We start from the raw sequence: 22,385 nt of genomic DNA on the forward strand, positions 1-22,385 counted from the left end.
TTTATGGCTTATACCCCAACCAATGCCATAGCGGTGGTTTTTGGTTTTTATATTGCATCTTCACTTCACCTTTATTTATTTCAAAATGTATTGCGCCATGCGCGGCGGTGCTGAGTTGCTGTGCATTAAATTCTCTTAATCTTTGCACTACGCTTAAATGCGGGTGGCCGTAGCTGTTGCGCCAGCCGTTGGTGTGAATGGCATATTGGGGTTTTGTAGCTTGTAGTAGGGGTAAACCGGTGGAGGTTTTGCTGCCGTGGTGGCCGGTTATTAGTAGGGTTAAGGGTTGTTGTTCACCTTGCTGGTTGGTTAATAGTTGCGCTAGGGCTTGGCTAAAGAAGGCTTCTTCGGCTAGGCCTGCATCGCCGGTTAATAGTAGGCTGGTTAGTTTACCTTGGTGTTCGGGGGCTTTTATCAGTAGCACGCAGGAATCTTCATTATCAGCACGAGTTTTGCTTTTGTTTAAAGGTGGCTGGGGTGGCCAAAGTGCCATAACTTCTAATGCTCCTAGCTGCCAGCTTTGGCCTGCGTAGCAGTTGGCTTGTTGGGCGCTGTATTCTTGTTGAACTTGCCAACGTTTTTTTATGGCAGGTAAACCACCTGAATGGTCTTGGTCATCGTGGCTTATCACCACTTGGTTCAAGCCTTGTGGTGCTTGGCTGGGTGTTAGCCAAGGTTCTAGTGCGGGTAGAACGGCTGCCCAACCGCTGCTAAAACCTCGTCCTGTGTCATAAAGCAGTTTTTCACCGGCGCTTTCTACTAATACTGCGGTGCCCTGCCCTACGTCTAATACTTTCACTTCCCATTGCTCTGGGTTGCTTGTGGCTGGCTTGCTGGGTAAAAAAGCCAAGACTAAACCTAGCCAAGCAAAATGCCTAATAGCTATGCCTGGGGGTAAGAGGGCTAGCAAACCTAACCAGAGGTAAGCTGGGTTTTGTAATTGTTGGCTGGTGAAGTAATTTAGCTTGGCTGCTGCTTCTAACCCCAGTGCGACCAAGTTAAACAGGCTGGCTAAAATGTTTAAGGGTAATTCCATACCTAAAGCTTGTAACATGAGCGCCAGTAAACTACCCGGCAGTAGCACTAGCCCCACCAAGGGCACTAAAACTAGGTTAATCGGCAGTGAGGCTAGATTAAACCAAGCACCCTGCCATATAAGCAGTGGCGTAAAGGCCAGCAAAAGCAATACTTGTACTTTAAATAAAACCATTAAAGGCGAACTGCTTAAACCCTGCTGATTAACCCGTCCATAAAAGCCACCGATTAAAATGGCGACAGCACCAAATGAAAGCCAAAATCCTTTGCTAAGCACTATTAAGGGGTTGGCTAGTAATAGAATAATTAAGGCTAGGCTAAAGGCGAGCCATACTCCTAATTTGCGCCAGCCGCTAATAATCAATAAGCCTAGCAACAACATTAGTGCAGCTCTTTCTGCAGCTAATCCCCAACCGGCTAATTGGGCATAGCCTAGGGCTAAGGCAGCAGCTAAGGGTAAAGCTAGGGCTTGAGGCCAGTGGTATTTATTGGCTAGCCATAAAACCAAGCCGGCCAATAAACCTAAATGCAAACCTGAAACGATCCATAGGTGCAGGGTTCCGGTTTTTTGTAGTAGTTGCCAGTCTTCTTGGGTGAGTAGCTGCTTAGCGCCTAAACCTAGCGCAACTAAAAAGCGCCAGCCTCTTTGCACTTCGGTGGATTGTTCTTCTATTTGGTTAATCAGTTGATTGCGCCATTGGTTAAGCGGGCTGGCTTGTTTTAGGCGTTTTACTTGGGCTTTTCTAGGAATGTAACCACCAGCCACCTGGCCAGCGGCAAGTTTTCTTCCTGTTGAATCGGCTTGGCCAAAGTTTTGTAGGCTACGTAAGGGCCTTAGTCTGGCCTCTAATTGCCAAGTTTCGCCTTGCTGGGGTAAGGCTTGGTCTTTACCTTCTGACGTTTTGGCGTACCAGTTTAAACGGGTTGTATGCAGTTGAATGGCGTTGCCGTAGCTAGGGCTAATTTTGCCTAGCAGTGGGCTGTTATCATTGGCCGCTTGGGTGGTGCTGGGTGCGGCTTGCATTTGCCAGGCTAGAAAAATAAGTAACCAGCAAAAACCAAAGAGCAGAGCGCCACTAAAAAAGTGCTGACGCTTTAGCAGGCTAAAACTGGCTAGCAGCAAAAGTAATAGAGCTTCTACTGGTGGCCAATCGCTAAAATACACTGAGCTTAAAATACCAACTAGCAGGCCAGCAGCCAGCAGTGAAAATTTGTAGGCTATTAGTTTCATTTCTATACGCGCTGTTTTGGGCTACTATACGCGCACTTTTTTAGGGGAGACTTGGGATAGATCATGCCTCGTAAACTTATCAAACGCTTTATGCCTAAGCCTGAAAAAATTCAAGCTAATAAATCGCTCGGATTTATGTCGGCTCACTTGGCTGATCCTAGTTTATGGACGCTGACTCGAACCAGTGTTTCTGGCGCATTCAGCATAGGTTTGTTTGTGGCTTTTTTACCCATTCCTATGCAGATGTTACTGGCGGCTTTTTTGGCTGGCTATTGGCGGGTGAATCTTCCTATTTCGGTGGGTTTGGTTTGGGTTAGCAACCCGCTGACCACACCGCCCCTTTTGTATGTTTGTTACCGTTTAGGGGCTTGGATATTAAACGTGCCTCTGTCGCCACCTTCTAGTGAAGGCATTATTGATTGGGTTTTTACTCACTTTAACCAAATTTGGCCGCCCTTGTTGTTGGGCTGTTTAATTATAGGGGCTGTACTGGCGGTGGTGGCTAATGTTGCAGTGCGCTTATTGTGGCGTTGGCAGGTTTCACAAAGTTGGAATAAAAGGCAGTCAAATCGCTTACTGCCTTCTACTCAAAAAAAAGACACACCTGAAAACTAGCTAAAACTAAACCGTTAAAAGCTGGCCTTTGTCTAAACGTAGCACTCGGTTTTGTTGTTTAGCTAGCTCGTTATCGTGGGTCACTATCACAAAAGCCGTACCTGAGTTTTCGGCTAATTCCTTGATTAATTCTTGCACCTGCTCAGCGGTTTGCTGGTCTAGGTTACCCGTGGGTTCATCTAATAAAACGCAACCTGGGTTGGTGACTAGCGCTCTGGCTAGCGCAACCCTTTGCCTTTCACCGCCTGAAAGTTCGGCTGGCTTGTGTTCTGCTCGCTTGGCCATATTTACTTTTTCTAGCAGCTTTAAGGCTTGTTCCTTGGCTTGCTGCATGGTTTTGCCAGCGATCAACAGTGGCATAGCTGCGTTTTCTAAAGCACTAAATTCGGCTAACAGGTGGTGAAACTGGTAAACAAAGCCTAGGTGCTGGTTTCTTAGTTCGCCACGTTGTTTTTGGTTTAGCTGGGCATAGTCTTTACCCGCAAGTTTAACGCTACCGCTGGTGGGTAGGTCTAACCCACCTAGCATATTGAGTAAGGTGGTTTTGCCTGAGCCTGAGCTACCGATAATGGCAATTCTGTCGCCTGCAAAAATTTCAAAATTAATGTCGGCTAGTACCTGTACCTTTTGTGGGCCTTCGGTATAGGTTTTGTTCAGTGCTTGGCAACTCAGTACAGCCTGCGCACTAGTGGTTTCTTCTATATTAATAGATGTCATGTTTCTCTCTTTGAAGTTAATCCTTAACATTAATCGTAACGCAGGGCTTCGGCTGGCTGAATTTTTGAAGCGCGCCAAGCTGGGTAAAGGGTAGAAAAAAGGCTAAGTAGCAAGGCGGAGATAGTAATAAAGCGTACATCGTCCCAACGCAGTTCTGAAGGCAGGTAACTTATAAAGTACACATTGGAATCTAAAAATTGAATGCCCAACAGGCCTTCTAGCCATAGCACTAGGTCACTTACATTCAGGGCTAAAAGCACACCTAAAACCACTCCGACTAGGGTTCCTATGACACCGATGGTTAAGCCTTGTACCATAAAAATTCGCATAATGGTGCCGGGGCTTGCGCCTAGGGTTCTTAAAATGGCGATATCGGCTTGCTTGTCGGTCACTACCATGACTAGGGTGGAAACAATGTTAAAGGCAGCCACCGCAACTATGATCATGAGCAGCAAGCCAATCATGCGTTTTTCCATTTGTATGGCTTGAAAAAGGTTGCCTTGGGTTTGTGTCCAGTTGGTGCCGCTATAAGGGTAGCCTAGCTGGTTGACCAGCTCTTGGGTTAAACGGCTAGCTTGGAATAAATCGTTAAGTTCTAAACGCAAGCCTTCAATGCTGGTATCCATACGCATCAGCTTTTGCATATCTTCTAAATGCACATAAGCAAGGTTGCCATCTAACTCTGCTCCAACTTTAAAGGTGCCCATAACAGTGAAGCGTTTAAGCCGTGGGAAAACACCAGCGGGCGTGATAGAGGCTTCAGGCAATAACAGGGTTACCTTGTCGCCAGTGTTTACCCTTAAAAAGCGTGCTAACAAATCACCTAGCAAAATACCGTATTCACCCGGCTGCAAAGCATCTAGGCTAATGCCTTCTTGTAAGTGCTGGCCTACAATGGATACTTGGTTTTCGTATTCAGGCAAAATACCTGCTACAAGCGTGCCTCGGTTATAACCTTGATGAATAAGCATGCCCTGACCATTAACAAAAGGAGCCACACCTTTTACATCTGGGTGTTGGCTAAGCTGGTCGGCCACGCTTTGCCAGTCACTAAAATCTTGATAGTTTTTAATGGCTAGATGCGGCACCATGCCGAGTATGCGCTCCCTTAGCTCTCGGTCAAAACCGTTCATAACGGATAAAACTAAAATTAGCACTGCTACCCCTAACATCATGCCGAGCATAGAGGTAAGCGAAATAAATGATATAAAATGATTTCTGCGTTTGGCTCGGGTGTAACGCAGACCAATTAATAGTGGTATTGAGGCCATGAAATACTGCATCCTTATTAAGTTGTGGCCGTATTGTAATGGAAAATTGAATGACTACCCACTACCGATTACTGTCTCAGTTAGATAGCAGCTTTGAGCTATTGGTGAATAGCCTAGCTTATCTGTCTGAAATGCTTGCAGAAGCTCAGCTGCCCGTGTGGATGCTGGGTTATACAAGTGAGGCTAGTAGCCGTGCTGCTTTAACCTACGCTTTAGAAGACCTTTGGTATTTAGATGGCCAAGATGGTCGAGTCACACGTAGCTACCCTGGCTTAGTGGTGTGTAATGCTGCTATTTGGCAACAGTTAGGCAGTGTGAATTTTTGCAAGGTGACTTTTTCTCGTGCCTTAGATGCCATACGCAAAGAAAGCCCAGATATTTTGTCTGAAGCCAGGTTAGGCATAGCAGCTAGGCATGCCAAGCTACATGCGCATTTATCAGAAGAGGGTTTGGCTAGGTTGCATTTAAAGCAGACTTGGCGACAAATACCCGGCTGTGATGCGCCTTTAAAGCAGGTTAGGTTGAGTTGGTATTCTAGTGGGCGAAGCATTCGCCGCATTAGTTATAAAGAAGCTGTGTATCGTTTAGAAAAGATGGACACTAACGCGCCGCACATTAAGCTACAGCTGCAAAAGCTGGCGGGTATTACAGAAAGTACGCCCTTGGCCCAGGTGCAAGATCAAGCTCCTTTAATGCGAGCTAACTTATTTTTTGATAACCCCTTACCCGGCTTGCCAGAGCGCCAAGCCATGAACCTAGCCATGCCTTTATTTGTGCTAACAAAAGATGAAAAGTTGCCTGCCTTTAACCTGCCTAGCCTAACGCCACCTGAAAAACGCACGCGGGCTAAACGCTCAGATGCCCAGTTAGAAGACCAAGCCTTCCTTCCAAGCATCCGGGTTTTTAAATATAAAAGCTAGAAAACGCGATTCAGGCCATTGATAGCCGCTACCCTGTAGGCTTCTGCCATGGTGGGATAGTTAAAAGTGGTGTTCACAAAATACTTAAGCGTATTGGCTTCACCTTCTTGCGACATAATGGCTTGGCCGATATGAATAATTTCTGCAGCCTGGTCACCAAAGCAGTGAATACCTAAAATGGCTAGGGTTTCTCGGTGGAAAAGTATTTTTAACATGCCCACCGGTTCGCTAGTAATTTGTGCCCTAGCTAGAGTGCGGAAAAAGGCTTGCCCAACTTCGTAGGGCACTTTTTCTTTGGTTAGCTCTCGTTCTGTTTTACCTAGCGAACTGATTTCTGGAATGGTGTAAATACCCGTGGGTACATCATCGATAAACCTAAATTCTGGCTCATCTAAAAAATCGGCTGCGGCAGAGCGGCCTTGGTCGTAAGAAGCTGAGGCAAGACTGGGCCAGCCAACCACATCACCTACAGCGTAAATATGTGGAACACTGGTGCGGTAATGTTCATCAATTTGTAACTGACCGCGTGAGTTGGCTTCTAAACCGATGTTTTCTAGGGCTAGGTCGGCGGTATTCCCGGTACGTCCGTTACACCACATAAAGGCATCGGCACGTATTTTTTTACGGCTTTTTAGGTGCAGGGTTACACCACCTTCTACAACCTCTACCTTGTCGTATTCTTCATTGTGCCTGACTAGCACACCATTATTGCGTAGGTGGTAGCTAAGGCTGTTAGAGATTTCATCGTCTAGGAAGGAAAGCAGGCGGTCGCGGTTGTCGATTAAATCCACCTTTACACCTAAGCCACTGAAGATAGAGGCGTATTCACAACCTATCACCCCGGCACCGTAAATAATAATTGAACGTGGGGTGTGGGAGAGTTCTAAAATGGAATCTGAGCAGTAAATACGGGGGTGATCGAAGTTAATGTCGTCTGGGCGATAGGGTCTGGAGCCAGTAGCAATAATAATTTTTTGGGCTTTTAAAAACTCTATACCATCGTGGCGGTCTTTGACTTCGACTGTATTAGGGTCTACAAAGCGGGCTTTACCAAAAAACACATCGGCACGGTTACGCGCATAAAAGCCGGTACGCAAGGCCACTTGTTTTTCTATGACACGCTGCGAGCGGGCAAGCACCTTAGGAAAGGAAAAAGAGCGTGGCTCTCCTATATCGCGGAACATGCGGTTGGTGTTGAATTGAATAATTTGTTTAATCGCGTGACGTAATGCTTTAGATGGAATGGTGCCTTTGTGGGTGCAGTTACCACCAACGGAGCGCTGTTCTTCAACCACGGCCACTCTTTTGCCATGCTTAACAGCATTCATAGCAGCGCCTTCGCCAGCAGGTCCGGTTCCAATTACTATTACGTCATAGTTGTAGACTGCCATTAACAACACCCCTCTACAGTTTGAATTTTTTTACTACTTACTTGCTGCGTCGTAGGCCAAGCTTTTTTGTGATTCTGTTTCACAAATAGCCTCATCGCCACCACAAATATCGCAGGCGACTTCCATTCCTAAAGCACTCATACCACCACAAGAGCCCGCAATGGGTTTACGGCCCATGATAACCCCTACCGACATAATAAGCATGATTGCACCTAGAACTAGGGCACTAAGTAAGAAGATTTGCATAACTGAATTCCTCTAAAGTAAAAATGGGTTGCCTCTTATCACTAGAGACAACCCAAGTAGACTAACAATTCCATGCATTGAAAAAGTTAGCTGTCTGCATTAGCCACCAAAGTCATCGAGTAGAATGTTTTCTGGTTCTACACCTAGGTCTTCAAGTAGCTTAATAACTGACGCGTTCATCATGGGTGGTCCACACATGTAGTATTCGCAGTCTTCGGGTGCTGGGTGGTCTTTTAGGTAGTTTTCATAAAGTACATTATGAATAAAGCCACTGGCCCCTTCCCAGTTATCTTCAGGTAATGGATCTGACAAGGCGAGGTGCCAAGTAAAGTTCTCATTTTCTTCAGCTAGCTTGTCGAATTCTTCTACATAGAAGGCTTCACGCAAGGAACGAGCACCGTACCAGAAGCTAATTTTACGATCAGTTTTGATGCGTTTTAACTGGTCGAAAATGTGCGAACGCATGGGTGCCATACCTGCACCACCGCCCACAAACACCATTTCGGCATCGGTATCTTTGGCAAAGAAGTCACCAAAGGGACCGTAAACATCAATGGTATCGCCTGGCTTAAGGTTGAAGACGTAAGAGGACATAATGCCCGGTGGTACGTCATCTCGGCCTGGAGGTGGTGTAGCAATACGAATATTGAACTTCACTACGCCACGTTCTTCTGGGTAGTTAGACATGGAGTAAGCACGAATAGTGTTTTCAGTGTTCACTGCCACATAACGCCAGATATCGAATTTATCCCAGTCACCATGGAACTCTTCTTGAATATCAAAATTCTTATAAGGAATTTCATAGGGTGGGCATTCTAGCTGAACATAACCGCCTGCACGGAAGTCAACGTTTTCGCCTTCAGGCAATTTAAGCGTTAGCTCTTTAATGAAGGTAGCTACGTTGGGGTTAGATACTACTTCACAAGTCCATTTTTTAACCCCGAAGATTTCTTCATCTACTTCAATCTTCATGTCTTGCTTTACAGGTACTTGGCAAGATAAGCGCCAGCCGTCTTTCTTTTCACGCATGGTGAAAGCTGATTCTTCTGTTGGCAGTATCGAGCCACCGCCTTCAATTACCTTACAAGTACACTGAGCACAACTACCACCACCACCACAGGCAGAGGATAAGAAGATGCCCTTAGCTGCTAGGGTGTTAAGTAGCTTGCCACCTGCGGCTGTTACAAAGGTGTGTTCTGGGTCACCATTAATTTCTATAGTGACGTCACCGGTACTAACCAGTTTGCTACGCGCTGCCAGGATCACCATAACGAGACTAAGCACGATTATGGTGAACATGACGACGCCGAGCAGAATAATTGTAGTGTCGACCATGTTATTTCCCTTTTATAGCTGGATGCCGGAGAAGGACATAAAGCCTAGTGACATTAAGCCCACCACGATAAAAGTGATGCCTAGACCTTGAAGCCCTGCTGGCACATCGCTGTACTTCAGCTTTTCACGTATACCGGCTAGTGCAACAATTGCCAGTGCCCAACCTAAACCTGCACCTGTACCGTAAACCACCGATTCAGTGAAGTTATAGTCACGCTCTACCATAAACAGTGACGCACCCATAATGGCGCAGTTCACAGTAATTAAGGGTAAGAATACGCCTAGGGCGTTATACAGAGCAGGTACAAATTTCTCGAGGAACATTTCTAGAATTTGAACTAAGGCGGCGATTACCCCGATATAGCTCAATAGGCCTAGGAAAGATAAGTCGATATTTTCTGCACCTTCAATACCTGTCCAAACCAATGCGCCTTCACGCAGCAGCAGGTTATAAATAAGGTTGTTAACGGGTACGGTAATAGCTAGTACTACAATCACCGCAACACCTAAACCAAAGGCTGCATCCACCTTTTTAGACAGGGCTAAGAAGGTACACATACCTAAGAAGAAGGCTAGCGCCATGTTTTCTACAAACACGGCAGTAATAAACAGCGATAAGTAATGTTCTAACATGCTTACATCGCTCCTTCAGATTTAGTGTTTTCGGTAATTTTGAACTCAGGAATTTCATTTTGCTCTGGCTGCCATGAGCGTAAAGCCCAAATGAGTAGACCAATAATGAAGAAGGCTGAGGGTGGAAGTAGCATTAAGCCATTAGCTAGGTACCAGCCACCATCTTTAGTTAGGGATAGAATTTGATAACCAAAGAAACTACCCGAACCAAAAATTTCACGCACAGCACCAACTAACATAAGCACTACACCGTAACCGAAGCCATTACCCATACCATCCCAAAAACTGATGATGGGGCCATTTTTCATGGCGTAAGCTTCTGCACGACCCATAACAATACAGTTGGTAATGATTAGACCAACGAATACTGATAGCTGACGGCTAATTTCGTAGGCGTAAGCTTTAAGTACCTGATCTACCACGATAACCAAAGACGCAATGATCGTCATTTGCACGATAATACGAATACTGCTGGGAATGTGGTTACGAATTAAGGATACAAAGAAGTTAGAGAAGGCAGTTACAAACATAACCGCTATCGTCATAACAACTGCAACTTGCATACTGGTGGTAACAGCCAGCGCCGAACAAATACCTAACACCTGTAAGGCAATAGGGTTGTTCTTAAAAATAGGGCTTACCAAGACTTCTTTAACAGTATCTTTTGCCATGATTAAGCGCCTCCCTGACGGAATTTAGCTAGGAATGAACCGTAGGCTTGTTCACTAACCCAAAATTGCAAAAGGTTAGTTACACCACGAGCGGTTAAGCTAGCACCCGATAAAGTGTCAACTTCATGCACGCCATCTGGGTTTTTTGAAAGACCCAAAAGCGGTTGCATGGTGTCTTCGTTGTAAACCTTTTTACCCGGCCACTGAGCTTTCCAGTTGGGGTTATCTACTTCACCACCTAAACCAGGGGTTTCAGCATGATCATAAAAACCCATACCTGCAATGGTGTTGCCGTCGCCTTCAAGGGCTAGGAAGCCATGCAGTGTTGACCACAAGCCAGGACCACGTACAGGAAGAATAATACGGTCTGGATTGCTTTCATCACCCACTAGGTAAACTAGACCGTAGTTTTCTAGGCGTTTTACACCTATAGCCACTTCATCTAGTTCAAAGCTTTGACTAGGGTCTTTAGCTGCACGCAGTTGGTCGTAGGTTTCTACGCTTACGTCTTGAGTGAATTCACCCGTGCGTAAATCAACCACTTTCACCTGAATTTTGGCAAACTCTTCGGCAATGCGATCTTTGGTTACTTCATTAGGGTCAAGTAAACCAGCAGCAACCAAAATATTACTACGGCGGAAATCTTCTTGGTTAGCATTTTGTAGCGGTTTAAGTGCTACGGCGGATACCGAAACAATCACCGCACAAACTAAACAGAGGATAAACGCAACTGTTAGTGTTTTTGAGATGGAGTCATTACTTTTAGACATTGCGCAATACCCTCCGCTTGATATTTGCTTTAACCACTAGGCTGTCGATCAGTGGGGCAAACAGGTTAGCAAATAGAATAGCTAGCATGATGCCTTCTGGGAAAGCTGGGTTAACTACACGTATTAGAACGGTCATAACACCGATAAGTGCACCAAATACGAGCTTACCCTTGTCGGTCATGGAGGCTGAAACTGGGTCAGTTGCCATAAACACCATTGCAAAGGCAAAACCACCCGTCACTAGGTGCCAATACCACTGCATAGCAAACATATTATTGGTTTCTGAACCAATCATGTTAAACAGGGTTGATGTGGCCATCATACCTAGCATGACACCCGCCATAATGCGCCAAGAAGCGATACGGGTTAGTAGCAGTGCTGCACCACCAATAAAAATCGCTAGGGTTGAGGTTTCACCCACTGAGCCAGGCATAATGCCAACAAAGGCATCCCACCAGCTTAGGCTTTGGTTCAGTGCATTCACACCTTCGCTGTAAGCAACTGAAAGCGCTGTTGCACCAGTGAAACCATCGGCTGCAACCCAAATTGCATCACCCGAAATTTGTGCAGGGTAAGCAAAGTAAAGGAAAGCACGACCAGTCAGTGCAGGGTTAAGGAAGTTTTTGCCTGTACCGCCAAAAATTTCTTTACCTATTACCACACCAAAGGTGATACCTAGGCCAACCTGCCACAAGGGAATGGTTGCTGGAAGAATAAGCGCAAATAGAATAGAAGTAACAAAGAAACCTTCGTTAACTTCATGGCCACGACGCATGGCAAACAAGACTTCCCAAAAACCACCCACTATAAAGGTGACGGCATAAATGGGAATAAAGTAGGTTGCACCGTGAACAAGGTTGTCCCAGACACTGGTTGGGTCGTAGTTACCCGCACCAAACAGAACAACAAAGCTCTCGCGCAAACCACCTAGTGAACCAAACCCTGCATCTATCGCTTGGTTAGCTTGTAAACCAGTATTCCACATACCAAAAAACATGGCTGGGAAGGTACATAGCCAAACGGTAATCATCATACGCTTAAGGTTAATACCATCGCGTACAAAGGCCGTTGTTTTGGCAACACTGGGTGGCGTGTAAAAGATTGTATCGACAGCTTCATAGAGCGCATACCAGCTTTCGTAACGTCCACCTTTTACAAAGTGCGGCTCCATTTTGTCGAGAAGATTACGTAATGCTTTCATTCATTAGCCCTCTTTCTCTATCAGCGTTAGGTTGTCACGCAGAATTGGACCGTATTCATATTTGCCTGGGCACACGTAGGTACAGAGGGCAAGGTCTTCTTCGTCGAGTTCTAAACAACCTAATTGCATGGCAACTTCTATATCGCCCACAATAATGGAGCGAAGAAGTTGGGTGGGCAGAATATCTAGCGGCATCACTTTTTCATAAGAGCCAATGGGTACCATGGCACGCTCTGAACCGTTAGTAGAAGTAGTGGGCGCATAGTGTTTACCTAAACCTAAAAAGGCTGAAGCAAAAATACCCGTTACCGAATGGTTGCCGCTGTTAGGCATACCTGGCGTTAGCCAACCTAAGAAGAGACGGTCACTACCTTCTTGTAAAACGCTGACTTGATTGTGATGAAAGCCTAAATAGTTAAGCGCATCATCGGCTGCACGACCGCTGAATACCGAACCAGATATAATCTGCGATCTGGTTTCAGTGGTTAGTTCGCCTGAAACCAGATCATCTAGGTTAGCACCCACACGAGTACGCACTAAGCGTGGCTCTTTGACTTGTGGGCCAGCTAAAGCGACTACTCGGTTAGTATTGATTTTACCTGTTAGAAATAATTGGCCGTAGGCAATCACTTCTTGGTAGTTCAAATGCCAAACCTGTTTAGTCGCGCTAACTGGGTCTAGGTAGTGAATGTGCGTTCCAACTAAACCGGCTGGATGCACACCTGCAAATTCTGCTACTTCAAAGCTACCACCGGTTAAAGTGGGTAGGTCTTTACCAGCTTCTTTACAGATGAAGGTTTTACCTTCGGTTAGTTTGCTCACTACTTTTAGACCAGCTAAGAAGGCTTCTTTTTGGTCTGCAATGATCACTGCAGGATCTGCAGCTAGAGGATGGGTATCTATGGCGGTTACAAATATCGAGCTAGGCTTAGCGTCCAGTGCCGGAACACGACTAAAGGGTCGAGTTCTTAATGCTGTCCATAAGCCTGATGCAACCAGTTGCTCTTTTACTTGCTCACCGGTTATGTCAGCCAACTGAGCTTCACTGTAGGCAGTAAACTCTTCGGCTTCTTCTTCTGCTGCTATTTCTATCACTACGGATTGCAGTACACGGCGCTGGCCACGATTAATGGCTACTACCGTTCCTGCTGCGGGTGCTGTGTAGTTCACACCGGCAGTTTTTTTATCCGTAAAGAGGATCTGACCCAATTTCACCTTGTCGCCTTCTTTGACCAGCATGGTTGGTTTCATACCAACGTAGTCTGGCCCTAGAACTGCAACGGAGCGCACTTTATTGCCGTCCGTGATGGACTGCTTAGGTGCACCGGCGATGGGTAGATCAAGGCCACGCTTGATTTTTATCATAGGTCACGCCCAATCACCAAGTTAAAGATAAAGCTTTTTAAAGCTAAGGTTTTTACATCTGAAAAAACTGTGTCCCTTGTGGCTGCGCAGTCATGATTGCGTCTTTTTGTCGCACAAGTGGCTATTTAAAAATGTGTGCATTATAAAGACCCTAAACACCAAACGCTACCCGATGCTAGGGTCTTTTAGTCGACCTAAGCAGAAAACTTATAGGTCTATTCGTACAGCTTATTTAAGCTGCAAATAATATTAGCTGCGATCTGCTGGAAAGTAGGGTGAATTTATATGAGAAATCTCTTGTAAAATTCTAACCACTTGGCAGCTATAGCCAAACTCATTATCGTACCAAACGTAGAGTACTGCTTGTTTGTCACTCACGATGGTGGCTTTTGCATCTACGATACCAGCATGACGATTACCTACAAAGTCTGATGAAACCACTTCGTTGGAATCAACAAAATCAATTTGTTTTTGCATGGGTGAATAAAGCGATGCCCAGCTTAGGTAGTCGTTCATTTCCTGTGCGCTGCTTGCCTTTTCCATGCTTAGATTCAATATAGCCATAGACACGTTAGGAATGGGTACACGAATCGCGTTACCCGTTAGCTTGCCTTCTAGTTCTGGCAAGGCTTTAGCTACGGCTTTAGCAGCACCGGTTTCGGTTAGTACCATATTCATTGCAGCTGAACGACCGCGACGATCACCTTTATGGAAGTTATCAATTAAGTTTTGGTCGTTAGTGTAAGCATGCACCGTTTCTACATGGCCACTAATAATGCCGTACTTGTCATTGACTGCTTTTAGAACCGGAACAATGGCGTTAGTGGTACAAGAAGCAGCTGAAATAATTTTATCGCTGTCTTTAATATCGCTGTGGTTAATGCCATAAACGATATTTTTGATATCGCCTTTACCTGGTGCTGTTAAAATAGCGCGTGAAGCACCTTTGCAAGCTAGGTGTTGACTTAGACCTTCTTCATCACGCCACATACCTGTGTTGTCCACCACTAGCGCATCTTGAATACCGTGCTGAGTGTAGTCCACTTCTGCAGGCGAGCTGGCATAGATAAATTGTATGTAGTTACCGTTGACTATGAGTGCTTTGTTTTCTGTGTCTACGCTAATGGTGCCATCAAAAGGACCATGCACTGAGTCACGACGTAAAAGGCTGGCACGCTTTTCTAGGTCGCCATCACTACCACCACGAACCACAACAGCTCTTAGGCGCAGCAGGCTACCACCACCCGCTTTTTCGATCATAATGCGCGCTAACAAACGACCTATACGACCAAAGCCGTAAAGTACAACGTCTTGTGGCTCGCCACCTAGCTCAGCATCTTTATGCTTGCCAAGCACATCACCCATTTCAGCTTTTAAGAAGGCTTCCATGTCTGTGCTGCCTGACTTACGAAATTCTGCCGCCAACTTACCGATATCAACGTGACAAGGGCCAGGCTTTAGCTTGAGTAGTGTGTCTAACAAAAGGTGACTATCGCGCACATCCAACTCACTGCCTTCAACCTGACGTACAAAGCGGTGGTCTTTTAAAATGCGTATAACAGAGCGATTAACTAAAGCTCGACCATAGATAGAAGTCACTACGTTGTACTTACGGTATAAACGGCCAATAATTGGAATCATTGCTTCTGCAATGGTTTCGCGTTCCTGCCAGTCTTCAAAGTAGGTATCTAATTTATTGTCGCTCACAGGCTAAGCCCCTCTTTAGTGAATTAAACTGAATAGTTATCAGTAAATAATGGAGTGTAAAAATTTGCCGCTATTATGCTTGTTGACCCGCTTTTAGGCAAATGGCTCAGGCTTATTAGCTTTAGACCTTCGCAGGGTTAAAGGCATTTTTTAATATCTTGTTTGGCTGGTATCATGCGCTTTAATTTTTAGCTAACTCGGTTATTTTACTAATGAATAAAGCGGTCAAACCCTACTCACTTTTAACCAGTACACCTCCCTCTAAAGCAGGTTTTTTACAACGCTGGTTAAATGTTTATGATGCCGCCGCCGCTGTGGCTTTGGTTGAAGCGGCTCAACAGCATTCTGCCCCTTTATTAGTGATCTGCCCTGATACCACCAGCGCACGCCTTTTAGCTGATGAACTGACTTTTATTGCACCCGAGAACCTACCTGTTTTAAGCCTGCCGGATTGGGAGGTTTTGCCCTATGATCGTTTCTCACCTCATCAAACCATTGTTTCTGAGCGCTTAAAAACTTTATTAGCCTTACCTAATCAGCGTAAAGGTTTGTTGGTTGTGCCTATTAGTACCCTAATGCAGCGTTTACCACCTGCTGAATTTGTAGTAAGCCATGCCATTGACTTAAAGCTAGGGCAAAGGCTAGATATGCATGCTTTTCGTCGCCAGCTTGAAGAAGCAGGTTACCGAGCGGTGGACACGGTTTTTGAGCAGGGTGAATTTACAGTTAGAGGTGGTTTGCTAGACCTTTTCCCTATGGGTAGTGAGCAACCCCTGCGTATTGAACTTTTTGATGATGAAATTGAGTCTTTGCGCTTTTTTAATGCTGAAACCCAAAGAACCGAAGAGAAAACCGATGCGGTTTCGTTACTACCTGCCCATGAGTTTGTATTAAATGAGCAGTCGTTAAAGGTTTTCCGCACAGAATTTCAAACCCGCTTTGATGTTGACCTGCCCCGTTGTGATATTTACCAAGATACCCTTAAAGGCTTAGTAACGCCTGGGCTTGAATTCTTTTTACCATTATTTTTTACTCATACCGCCACCCTTTTTGATTATTTGCCGGTAGGTACGTTAATTGCCGAAATAACTATTGCTGAACCTGCTAGTTCTGAGCCTGGCATGAATGCAAACCCTGACAGTGAGTTAGCAACAGCTAACCAGCCAGTGCAAACCGTTCAGCAGGCTGCAAGTAATTATTGGGAAGAAATTGAACGCCGCTATGAAAACCTGCGCCATGATATTCGCCACCCTTGTTTAGCCCCTAACGAACTCTACCTACCGCTAGAAACTTTAAACCGTGAGCGTAACCTATTTGCGCGGGTTGAAGTGCACTCTTTAACACCCAAAGATTCCCTAGCAGGTGACCAAACCTTAGCCAGTCTGCCGCTACCTAATTTAGCCGTTGCAGCCAAGGCTAAGCGGCCTTTAGGTGCCTTACAAGATTTTATAGCCGCCAACCCTAAGGCTAGTATTTTATTAACGGTGGAATCTCGTGGTCGCCGTGAAGCCTTAATGGAATTATTAGGTCGCCACGACCTAGTGCCGCAAGACGTTAAAGACTGGCAAGACTTTTTAAACCAAAAACCGCCCCTAGCACTGACCCTAGCGCCCCTCGATAGAGGCTTGTATTTACCCCAGCCAGAACTACTGCTGATTACTGAGTCAGTGCTCTTTGGTGAACGCATTTTGCAAAGACGGCGCCGAGAAGTGTCGGCAGTTAACCAAGAGCTGGCCTTTCGTAGCCTATCTGAATTAACCCTGAATGCGCCCGTAGTGCATATTGATCATGGTGTTGGCCGTTATATGGGTTTGGAAACTCTCACCTCAGGTGGGCAAACACAAGAGTTTTTAAAGCTGGTTTATGCTGATGATGCCAACCTTTATGTACCTGTGGCTTCGCTTGACAGAATCAGCCGCTACAGTGGCAACAATGACGAACATGCACCCCTTCACCGCTTAGGTTCTGACCAGTGGGATAAAGCACGTAAAAAAGCTGCAGAAAAAATTCGTGATACCGCTGCAGAGCTGTTAGATATTTACGCCCGCCGTGAAGCACAAAAGGGCTTTGCTTTTACCCTAGACGATGAAGACTGGGCAATGTTTTCTTCTGCCTTTCCTTTTGAAGAGACCGTCGACCAACAACTGGCCATTAATGCAGTGATAAGCGATATGGCACGCACTCGCCCCATGGATAGAGTGGTGTGTGGCGATGTAGGCTTTGGTAAAACGGAAGTAGCCATGCGAGCTGCGTTCATTGCTGTACATAACCAAAAACAAGTGGCTATTTTAGTACCTACGACACTCTTGGCTCAGCAACATTACGATAATTTTAAAGACCGTTTTGCTGATTGGCCGGTGAATATCGAGCTGCTTTCACGTTTTCGTTCTGCTAAAGAACAACAAGAAAGCATTAACCGCCTAGAAGAAGGCAAGGTCGATATTCTAATAGGTACGCACAAGCTATTGCAGTCTTCGGTTAAGTTCCAGAATTTAGGCTTGGTGATTATTGATGAGGAGCACCGCTTTGGGGTGCGTCAAAAAGAAAGCTTAAAAGCCCTAAGAGCTAATGTAGACCTGCTTTCCATGACTGCTACGCCCATTCCGCGTACTTTAAATATGGCCATGTCTGGCATACGCGATTTATCCATTATTGCTACCCCACCGGCTAGGCGCTTATCGGTTAAAACCTTTGTTCGCCAGCGCGATGAGGCGATTATAAAAGAAGCTGTATTGCGTGAACTCTTGCGTGGTGGTCAGGTGTATTTCTTACACAATGATGTGAGCACCATAGAAAATGCTGCTGAAAAGTTAAGGGAAATCATTCCAGAAGTACGCTTAGGTGTTGCTCACGGGCAGATGCCTGAACGCCAGTTAGAAAGGGTAATGCAAGACTTCTACCATAAACGCTACAACCTTTTACTTTGCTCCACCATTATTGAAACAGGCATCGACATACCTAACGCTAACACCATTATTATTGAACGTGCTGATAAATTTGGTTTAGCTCAGCTTCACCAACTTAGGGGTCGAGTGGGTCGCTCTCATCACCAAGCTTATGCTTATCTGCTAACGCCTGAGGGCAAAAAACTTAGTAAAGATGCTGAAAAGCGTTTAGAAGCCATAGCCATGAATGAAGATTTGGGTGCTGGGTTTATTCTAGCTTCACAAGATTTAGAAATTCGTGGTGCAGGTGAGCTTTTAGGTGAAGAACAGAGTGGGCAAATAGCTAGCTTAGGTTTTAGTTTGTATATGGACTTACTAGAAGACGCAGTTAAAGCCATTCGCCAAGGTAAAACACCCAGCGCTGAACTTCCCCTACGCACGGGTACAGAAATTAGCTTACACTTGGCTAGCTTAATTCCAGATGACTACCTGCCCGACGTTAATGGTCGTTTACAGCTGTATAAGCGTATTGCTAGCTGCAAAGATGCTGCTGCTTTAAGGGATTTACAAGTAGAAATGATTGACCGCTTTGGGCTATTGCCTGAGGCAACTAAAAACCTCTTTCGCTTAACTGAGGTCAAGCAACGGGCAGAAGCACTGGGTATAGTACGTATTGATGCAGGTAAAGACAGAGGAATTTTGCACTTTGGTAGTCAAACCAGTGTTGAACCCATTAAGCTAGTGCAGCTAATGCAACGTCAGCCTTTGGTCTATAAACTCGATTCTGCTCAGTCTTTGAAGTTTAATTTAGATATGAGCACAGCCGATAAATGCTTTGCTGGCTTAGAGAAGCTTTTGGATGCACTGCAATGAAGCTGCTTAAATTTTATACAATAGGGATAATTTAGTGATGCGATTATTAGTTTTATTACTGGCTAGCCTAGTAGCTAGCAAGGCAGTGGCAAATACTGAAGCTACGCCTCACCCTAATGAGCGTGACTACATTATTGAAGTGCTTATTTTTTCACAACAGCCTGGCAAGGGCTCTACTGAACTTCCGGGTAAGCCGCATACTTTTTCACCCCTTCAAGAGCCAGCCTTACAAATTGGCCCTTCGCCTGCCTGGTCACAGTTAACTAAGCAACCTAGCGGTAACTATTTACCTCAAGAAGCTTTGTTAGTCAGAGAAGCAGACGCTTTAAAGCGCAATAAAGACTACCGTTTACTTTTCCATGAAACTTGGCGTATGCGCCTAGTCTCTGAAGACAGGAGTCTGCCTTTATTAATAGAAGGTGGTGATTATTACGATGGAATGCCTGAACTGCAAGGCAAGCTAAAACTTAGTGTTGCGCGTTATTTGCACTTAGAAACTGACCTGTTTTTAAACACCTTTGAGCCCTTAGCTGAGTCTAATCAAGACACTCCCTTAGCTAGAAGTCTGCATCCTTTACCTCTAGCAGAAGAGCAGCTAGACCCTAGCAAACTTCGTAAGGGCTCTAGCCTAGTAGAAGGTCAATATAAAGTGAAGGACTCTGCAGGCATGCACCAAAGACGCAGAATGCGAAGTGGCGACTTACATTTTATTGATAGCCCTTATTTAGGCTTGCTAATAAAAATAGAAAGAGCACCAGAATAACTGCTTATAGTTTATAGCCCTTGGGGCGCATAAATAGCAGGCAGGTTACGCAAATAACCCTGGTAGTCCATTCCACAACCAAACAAATACCGGTCTTCTACTTCTAGGCCGGTAAAGTCGGCACTAAAACCTTCTACTGCTTTGCGATTATGTTTTTTATCGACTAAGACGGCACAGGTTACTTCTTTTGCGCCCTGCTCTCGGCAATGATCTAAAATAGCAGCTAGGGTTGCGCCTTCATCAAGAATGTCATCGATCACTAAAACACTGCGTCCTTTCATGGCAACTTCTGGCTCTACTCGCCAATGCAGGTCGCCCGCTTCTGTTTTGCGTCGGTAACGGGTAGCGTGAAGGTAATCGACTTCTAAGGGAAAATCTAAACGCTTTAGCAATTCTGAGGTGGTAAACATACCACCATTCATAACGCAGTAAACCACGGGCAGTTTATCTTTTAAACGCTGAGTAATCGCTTGTGCCATTGTATCGAAAGCCGCTGCTACTTCTTGCTCAGTTGCTAAACAGTCAGCATCTTGAGACACCTTACGAATTCGTTCAATTTCACTAGGTAAATCATCGTTCATTAAGGCTCTACCTGTCCTAGAGCAGAGGAAGCAGAATCCTCATGCAAGTACAAAGTTTGGGTTGGGAAGGCTATATCTGCACCTTCATTACTAATAATGTCGTAAATACCTAAAAGGACATTTTGCTTAATGCCGTGATAATCAACCCAGTTAGTGGTTTTAGTAAACGTATAAATAAAAAACTGTAAAGAAGAGGGGCCATAGGTATTAAAATTAACGATTAAAGTGCGGTTTTCTGTTTCCATGTCTGGATGATCAATCAAGAATTGACGCACCTTTTCAATAATCGCAGGCATTTTGTCGGCATCACTATAGCGTATTCCGATCGTTTCATTAATACGACGATTGAACATACGTGAAGGGTTTTCTACCGCTATGCTAGCAAAAACAGCATTAGGTACATAAAGAGGGCGTTGATCGAAAGTTCTAATGCGAGTTAAGCGCCAACCTATTTCTTCAACCGTGCCTTCTATTTCTCTGTCGGGTGAGCGTATCCAGTCACCCACTACAAATGGGCGGTCTAAATAAATAACCAAGGCACCAAAAAAGTTGGCTAGCAGGTCTCTTGCCGCAAAACCCACAGCTATACCACCTACACCACCAAATGCCAGTACCCCAGAAACTGAAAAGCCTAGGGTTTGTAATAAAACCAGCGCTGTGGTGATAATAGTGGATGCTTTAAGTAGCTTACTAATGGCTTTAGCGGTGGTTAAGTCTAAGGGTTTTTTTAATGCGCCTGGCTTGGTTAAACGTAATTCCATACCCCGAATAAAACGCAGTAGGAACCAAGCAATTAGAATAATAACCACAGAACGCCTTGCTACATCTATAAGCTCGGCCATATCTAGGGTTGAATGGATATTCACTATATTGAACGCAAGCAATAAACCCTGTGCCCATATAAATGCACTAATCGGCTTGCGAGCCGCATCTAAAAACAAGTCATCCCAAATATTGCTTGTTTTTTCAAACTTTTGTTGCAGCTTATTCATAAAGCGATTAGCAAAAAAATTAATCACTAGAGCAACAAATACTACAATAAATACTTGGATTATCCAGGCGTAATCGATAGGTATAACGCCACCTAATGAAGAGACTGTGTGTAAAATATCATTCATCGTCTTGCCTTTTTAATGTTAAGTAAGCAGGTGCAATACTGACTGCAAATCTTTAGCCACTAAATGCTCTGCTAACTGCCTTGCTAACAAGGCCTCAGGTGATTCTAACCAATTATTACTGCTAGCAGGCTGGGCTTTTAAAGCAGCAATTTTATTACAAGGTTCAAAATCTTGCGTTTCTAACCAGTCTAAAACTTCTAATGCAGCTTTAGGGTTATTACAAACCAGAACTTGATCGCAGCCAGCTTTAAGTGCTGCTGCCGCACGTTGTGGAAAACTACCCGCTTGGCTTGCACCTTCCATTGCCAGATCATCACTAAAGATCATGCCTGTAAAATTAAGCTCTTTACGTAATTTGGTTAACCAAACCTTTGAAAAACCTGCTGGCTGAGTATCTACTTGAGTATAAATAATGTGTGCGGGCATGATGCCTTGCACCTGTGCTGCCAGTGCAACAAAGGGTTTCAGGCAGCTAGTTTGAATGTCTTCAAGGCTACGGCTATCTAAAGGTATGCAATTATGTGAATCACCAGTGACATAGCCATGACCAGGAAAATGTTTAGCGGTAGCGGCCATACCCGACTGTTGCATGCCCTGAATAAAAGCTTGGGCTAGGTCTATAAGTGAAGGAATATCACTGGCAAAGGCTCGATCACCAATAACTTCACTGGTTTGGTAGTCAATATCTAAAACGGGCGCAAAGCTTATATCTAAGCCAACCTCTATCACTTCAGCAGCCATTAACTGACCAAGAAGCCGTGCAGTGGTGAGTGCTGCTTCTTGATTCAACTCGTAAAGCCTACCAAGTTCACGCATTGCGGGTAAAAGAGTAAAGCCTTGTTTAAGCCTTTGTACTCTACCGCCTTCTTGATCGACAGCTAAAAGTAAGTCTGGGCGAATGGAGCGTATTTCAGCACTAAGCGCAGCCACTTGGGCTGCGTCTTGTATATTGCGGGAAAAAAGAATGACACCACCCACCAAGGGCCTTGTCAGTAATTGCTCTTCTGCTGGCGTTAGGTGCAAGCCTTGCAGGTCAAGCATAAGTTTAGACATAACT

At 45.0% G+C, this 22,385-nt stretch carries 19 protein-coding genes; 4 read left to right on the forward strand and 15 right to left on the reverse strand.

The window, feature by feature from the left end; translation table 11 throughout:
• Position 1: 1 nt before the first annotated feature.
• Positions 2-2,266, reverse strand: a complete 2,265-nt coding sequence (locus BP27_RS0108315) for a DNA internalization-related competence protein ComEC/Rec2 (RefSeq protein ID WP_027851158.1) — start codon at positions 2,264-2,266, stop codon at positions 2-4.
• A 63-nt stretch (positions 2,267-2,329) separates the two neighbouring features.
• On the opposite strand from BP27_RS0108315, the gene BP27_RS15730 reads away from it, so the two are divergent.
• Positions 2,330-2,881: a DUF2062 domain-containing protein gene (locus BP27_RS15730; RefSeq protein WP_051610466.1), complete on the forward strand. Its 552-nt coding sequence runs from the start codon at positions 2,330-2,332 to the stop codon at positions 2,879-2,881.
• A gap of 6 nt (positions 2,882-2,887) precedes the next feature.
• Here BP27_RS15730 and lolD read toward each other — a convergent pair whose 3' ends face one another.
• Together lolD and BP27_RS0108330 are read right to left on the reverse strand one after the other, a co-directional pair.
• Positions 2,888-3,598: a lipoprotein-releasing ABC transporter ATP-binding protein LolD gene (lolD, locus tag BP27_RS0108325; RefSeq protein ID WP_036239821.1), complete on the reverse strand. Its 711-nt coding sequence runs from the start codon at positions 3,596-3,598 to the stop codon at positions 2,888-2,890.
• A 29-nt stretch (positions 3,599-3,627) separates the two neighbouring features.
• A complete protein-coding gene (locus tag BP27_RS0108330) occupies positions 3,628-4,869 on the reverse strand; it encodes a lipoprotein-releasing ABC transporter permease subunit (protein ID WP_036239824.1) in 1,242 nt (413 codons plus the stop codon).
• 50 nt (positions 4,870-4,919) lie between these two features.
• Here BP27_RS0108330 and BP27_RS0108335 point away from each other — a divergent pair, with 50 nt between their 5' ends.
• Positions 4,920-5,789 (forward strand): hypothetical protein, encoded by an 870-nt coding sequence (locus BP27_RS0108335; protein ID WP_027851161.1) that lies wholly within the window; start codon positions 4,920-4,922, stop codon positions 5,787-5,789.
• Here BP27_RS0108335 and sthA read toward each other — a convergent pair.
• From sthA to BP27_RS0108380, 9 genes are all read right to left on the reverse strand, one after another.
• Entirely contained in the window at positions 5,786-7,180 is a 1,395-nt protein-coding gene (gene sthA, locus BP27_RS0108340) for a Si-specific NAD(P)(+) transhydrogenase (protein WP_027851162.1), read from the reverse strand. The genes BP27_RS0108335 and sthA overlap by 4 nt on opposite strands.
• A 33-nt stretch (positions 7,181-7,213) precedes the next feature.
• On the reverse strand, positions 7,214-7,426 hold the full coding sequence (gene nqrM / locus BP27_RS0108345) for a (Na+)-NQR maturation NqrM (protein ID WP_027851163.1): 213 nt from the start codon (positions 7,424-7,426) through the stop codon (positions 7,214-7,216).
• 99 nt (positions 7,427-7,525) lie between these two features.
• The gene (nqrF, locus tag BP27_RS0108350) at positions 7,526-8,761 is read right to left on the reverse strand and encodes an NADH:ubiquinone reductase (Na(+)-transporting) subunit F (RefSeq protein WP_027851164.1); all 1,236 of its coding nucleotides are present in this window, start codon (positions 8,759-8,761) and stop codon (positions 7,526-7,528) included.
• Between the two features lie 12 nt (positions 8,762-8,773).
• Positions 8,774-9,394, reverse strand: a complete 621-nt coding sequence (gene nqrE, locus BP27_RS0108355) for an NADH:ubiquinone reductase (Na(+)-transporting) subunit E (RefSeq protein WP_027851165.1) — start codon at positions 9,392-9,394, stop codon at positions 8,774-8,776.
• Positions 9,395-9,396: 2 nt separating this feature from the next.
• On the reverse strand, positions 9,397-10,065 hold the full coding sequence (locus BP27_RS0108360) for an NADH:ubiquinone reductase (Na(+)-transporting) subunit D (RefSeq protein WP_027851166.1): 669 nt from the start codon (positions 10,063-10,065) through the stop codon (positions 9,397-9,399).
• A 2-nt stretch (positions 10,066-10,067) separates the two neighbouring features.
• Positions 10,068-10,835: a Na(+)-translocating NADH-quinone reductase subunit C gene (locus BP27_RS0108365; RefSeq protein WP_027851167.1), complete on the reverse strand. Its 768-nt coding sequence runs from the start codon at positions 10,833-10,835 to the stop codon at positions 10,068-10,070.
• On the reverse strand, positions 10,828-12,036 hold the full coding sequence (locus BP27_RS0108370) for an NADH:ubiquinone reductase (Na(+)-transporting) subunit B (RefSeq protein ID WP_027851168.1): 1,209 nt from the start codon (positions 12,034-12,036) through the stop codon (positions 10,828-10,830). The genes BP27_RS0108365 and BP27_RS0108370 overlap by 8 nt, the downstream gene beginning before the upstream one ends.
• A 3-nt stretch (positions 12,037-12,039) precedes the next feature.
• A complete protein-coding gene (locus BP27_RS0108375; RefSeq protein WP_027851169.1) occupies positions 12,040-13,401 on the reverse strand; it encodes a Na(+)-translocating NADH-quinone reductase subunit A in 1,362 nt (453 codons plus the stop codon).
• A 249-nt stretch (positions 13,402-13,650) separates the two neighbouring features.
• Positions 13,651-15,108 (reverse strand): glyceraldehyde-3-phosphate dehydrogenase, encoded by a 1,458-nt coding sequence (locus BP27_RS0108380; RefSeq protein ID WP_027851170.1) that lies wholly within the window; start codon positions 15,106-15,108, stop codon positions 13,651-13,653.
• A 212-nt stretch (positions 15,109-15,320) separates the two neighbouring features.
• Between BP27_RS0108380 and mfd the strand changes: the two genes are divergently transcribed.
• Positions 15,321-18,866, forward strand: coding sequence for a transcription-repair coupling factor (gene mfd / locus BP27_RS0108385; RefSeq protein ID WP_027851171.1), 3,546 nt, complete (start codon positions 15,321-15,323; stop codon positions 18,864-18,866).
• A gap of 37 nt (positions 18,867-18,903) precedes the next feature.
• Complete coding sequence (locus BP27_RS0108390) at positions 18,904-19,629, forward strand: CsiV family protein (protein WP_027851172.1); 726 nt, start codon at positions 18,904-18,906, stop codon at positions 19,627-19,629.
• 11 nt (positions 19,630-19,640) lie between these two features.
• On the opposite strand, the gene BP27_RS0108395 is transcribed toward BP27_RS0108390, so the two are convergent.
• Genes BP27_RS0108395 through nagZ form a run of 3 tightly spaced genes read right to left on the reverse strand, consistent with a single transcriptional unit; the run spans position 19,641 to position 22,381 of the window.
• Positions 19,641-20,210 carry a hypoxanthine-guanine phosphoribosyltransferase gene (locus tag BP27_RS0108395; protein ID WP_027851173.1) on the reverse strand — a complete coding sequence of 190 codons (570 nt, stop codon included), beginning with the start codon at positions 20,208-20,210 and terminating at the stop codon, positions 19,641-19,643.
• Positions 20,210-21,328, reverse strand: a complete 1,119-nt coding sequence (locus tag BP27_RS15735; RefSeq protein WP_051610467.1) for a mechanosensitive ion channel family protein — start codon at positions 21,326-21,328, stop codon at positions 20,210-20,212. Before BP27_RS15735 ends, BP27_RS0108395 begins: the two co-directional genes overlap by 1 nt.
• Before the next feature lie 18 nt (positions 21,329-21,346).
• Positions 21,347-22,381 (reverse strand): beta-N-acetylhexosaminidase, encoded by a 1,035-nt coding sequence (gene nagZ / locus BP27_RS15740; RefSeq protein WP_245597830.1) that lies wholly within the window; start codon positions 22,379-22,381, stop codon positions 21,347-21,349.
• Between the last annotated feature and the right edge of the window lie 4 nt (positions 22,382-22,385).

Origin of the sequence: Marinospirillum insulare DSM 21763 (genome assembly GCF_000686905.1) — a bacterium.
Taxonomy (GTDB): Bacteria; Pseudomonadota; Gammaproteobacteria; order Pseudomonadales; family Halomonadaceae; genus Marinospirillum; species Marinospirillum insulare.

What these genes read in the sequence shown, in the direction of transcription:
- BP27_RS0108315 (WP_027851158.1), bottom strand. Translation starts at nt 2,266, where the DNA reads ATGAAACTAATAGCCTACAAATTTTCACTGCTGGCTGCTGGCCTGCTA.
- BP27_RS15730 (WP_051610466.1), top strand. Translation starts at nt 2,330, where the DNA reads ATGCCTCGTAAACTTATCAAACGCTTTATGCCTAAGCCTGAAAAAATT.
- lolD (WP_036239821.1), bottom strand. Translation starts at nt 3,598, where the DNA reads ATGACATCTATTAATATAGAAGAAACCACTAGTGCGCAGGCTGTACTG.
- BP27_RS0108330 (WP_036239824.1), bottom strand. Translation starts at nt 4,869, where the DNA reads ATGGCCTCAATACCACTATTAATTGGTCTGCGTTACACCCGAGCCAAA.
- BP27_RS0108335 (WP_027851161.1), top strand. Translation starts at nt 4,920, where the DNA reads ATGACTACCCACTACCGATTACTGTCTCAGTTAGATAGCAGCTTTGAG.
- sthA (WP_027851162.1), bottom strand. Translation starts at nt 7,180, where the DNA reads ATGGCAGTCTACAACTATGACGTAATAGTAATTGGAACCGGACCTGCT.
- nqrM (WP_027851163.1), bottom strand. Translation starts at nt 7,426, where the DNA reads ATGCAAATCTTCTTACTTAGTGCCCTAGTTCTAGGTGCAATCATGCTT.
- nqrF (WP_027851164.1), bottom strand. Translation starts at nt 8,761, where the DNA reads ATGGTCGACACTACAATTATTCTGCTCGGCGTCGTCATGTTCACCATA.
- nqrE (WP_027851165.1), bottom strand. Translation starts at nt 9,394, where the DNA reads ATGTTAGAACATTACTTATCGCTGTTTATTACTGCCGTGTTTGTAGAA.
- BP27_RS0108360 (WP_027851166.1), bottom strand. Translation starts at nt 10,065, where the DNA reads ATGGCAAAAGATACTGTTAAAGAAGTCTTGGTAAGCCCTATTTTTAAG.
- BP27_RS0108365 (WP_027851167.1), bottom strand. Translation starts at nt 10,835, where the DNA reads ATGTCTAAAAGTAATGACTCCATCTCAAAAACACTAACAGTTGCGTTT.
- BP27_RS0108370 (WP_027851168.1), bottom strand. Translation starts at nt 12,036, where the DNA reads ATGAAAGCATTACGTAATCTTCTCGACAAAATGGAGCCGCACTTTGTA.
- BP27_RS0108375 (WP_027851169.1), bottom strand. Translation starts at nt 13,401, where the DNA reads ATGATAAAAATCAAGCGTGGCCTTGATCTACCCATCGCCGGTGCACCT.
- mfd (WP_027851171.1), top strand. Translation starts at nt 15,321, where the DNA reads ATGAATAAAGCGGTCAAACCCTACTCACTTTTAACCAGTACACCTCCC.
- BP27_RS0108390 (WP_027851172.1), top strand. Translation starts at nt 18,904, where the DNA reads ATGCGATTATTAGTTTTATTACTGGCTAGCCTAGTAGCTAGCAAGGCA.
- BP27_RS0108395 (WP_027851173.1), bottom strand. Translation starts at nt 20,210, where the DNA reads ATGAACGATGATTTACCTAGTGAAATTGAACGAATTCGTAAGGTGTCT.
- BP27_RS15735 (WP_051610467.1), bottom strand. Translation starts at nt 21,328, where the DNA reads ATGAATGATATTTTACACACAGTCTCTTCATTAGGTGGCGTTATACCT.
- nagZ (WP_245597830.1), bottom strand. Translation starts at nt 22,381, where the DNA reads ATGTCTAAACTTATGCTTGACCTGCAAGGCTTGCACCTAACGCCAGCA.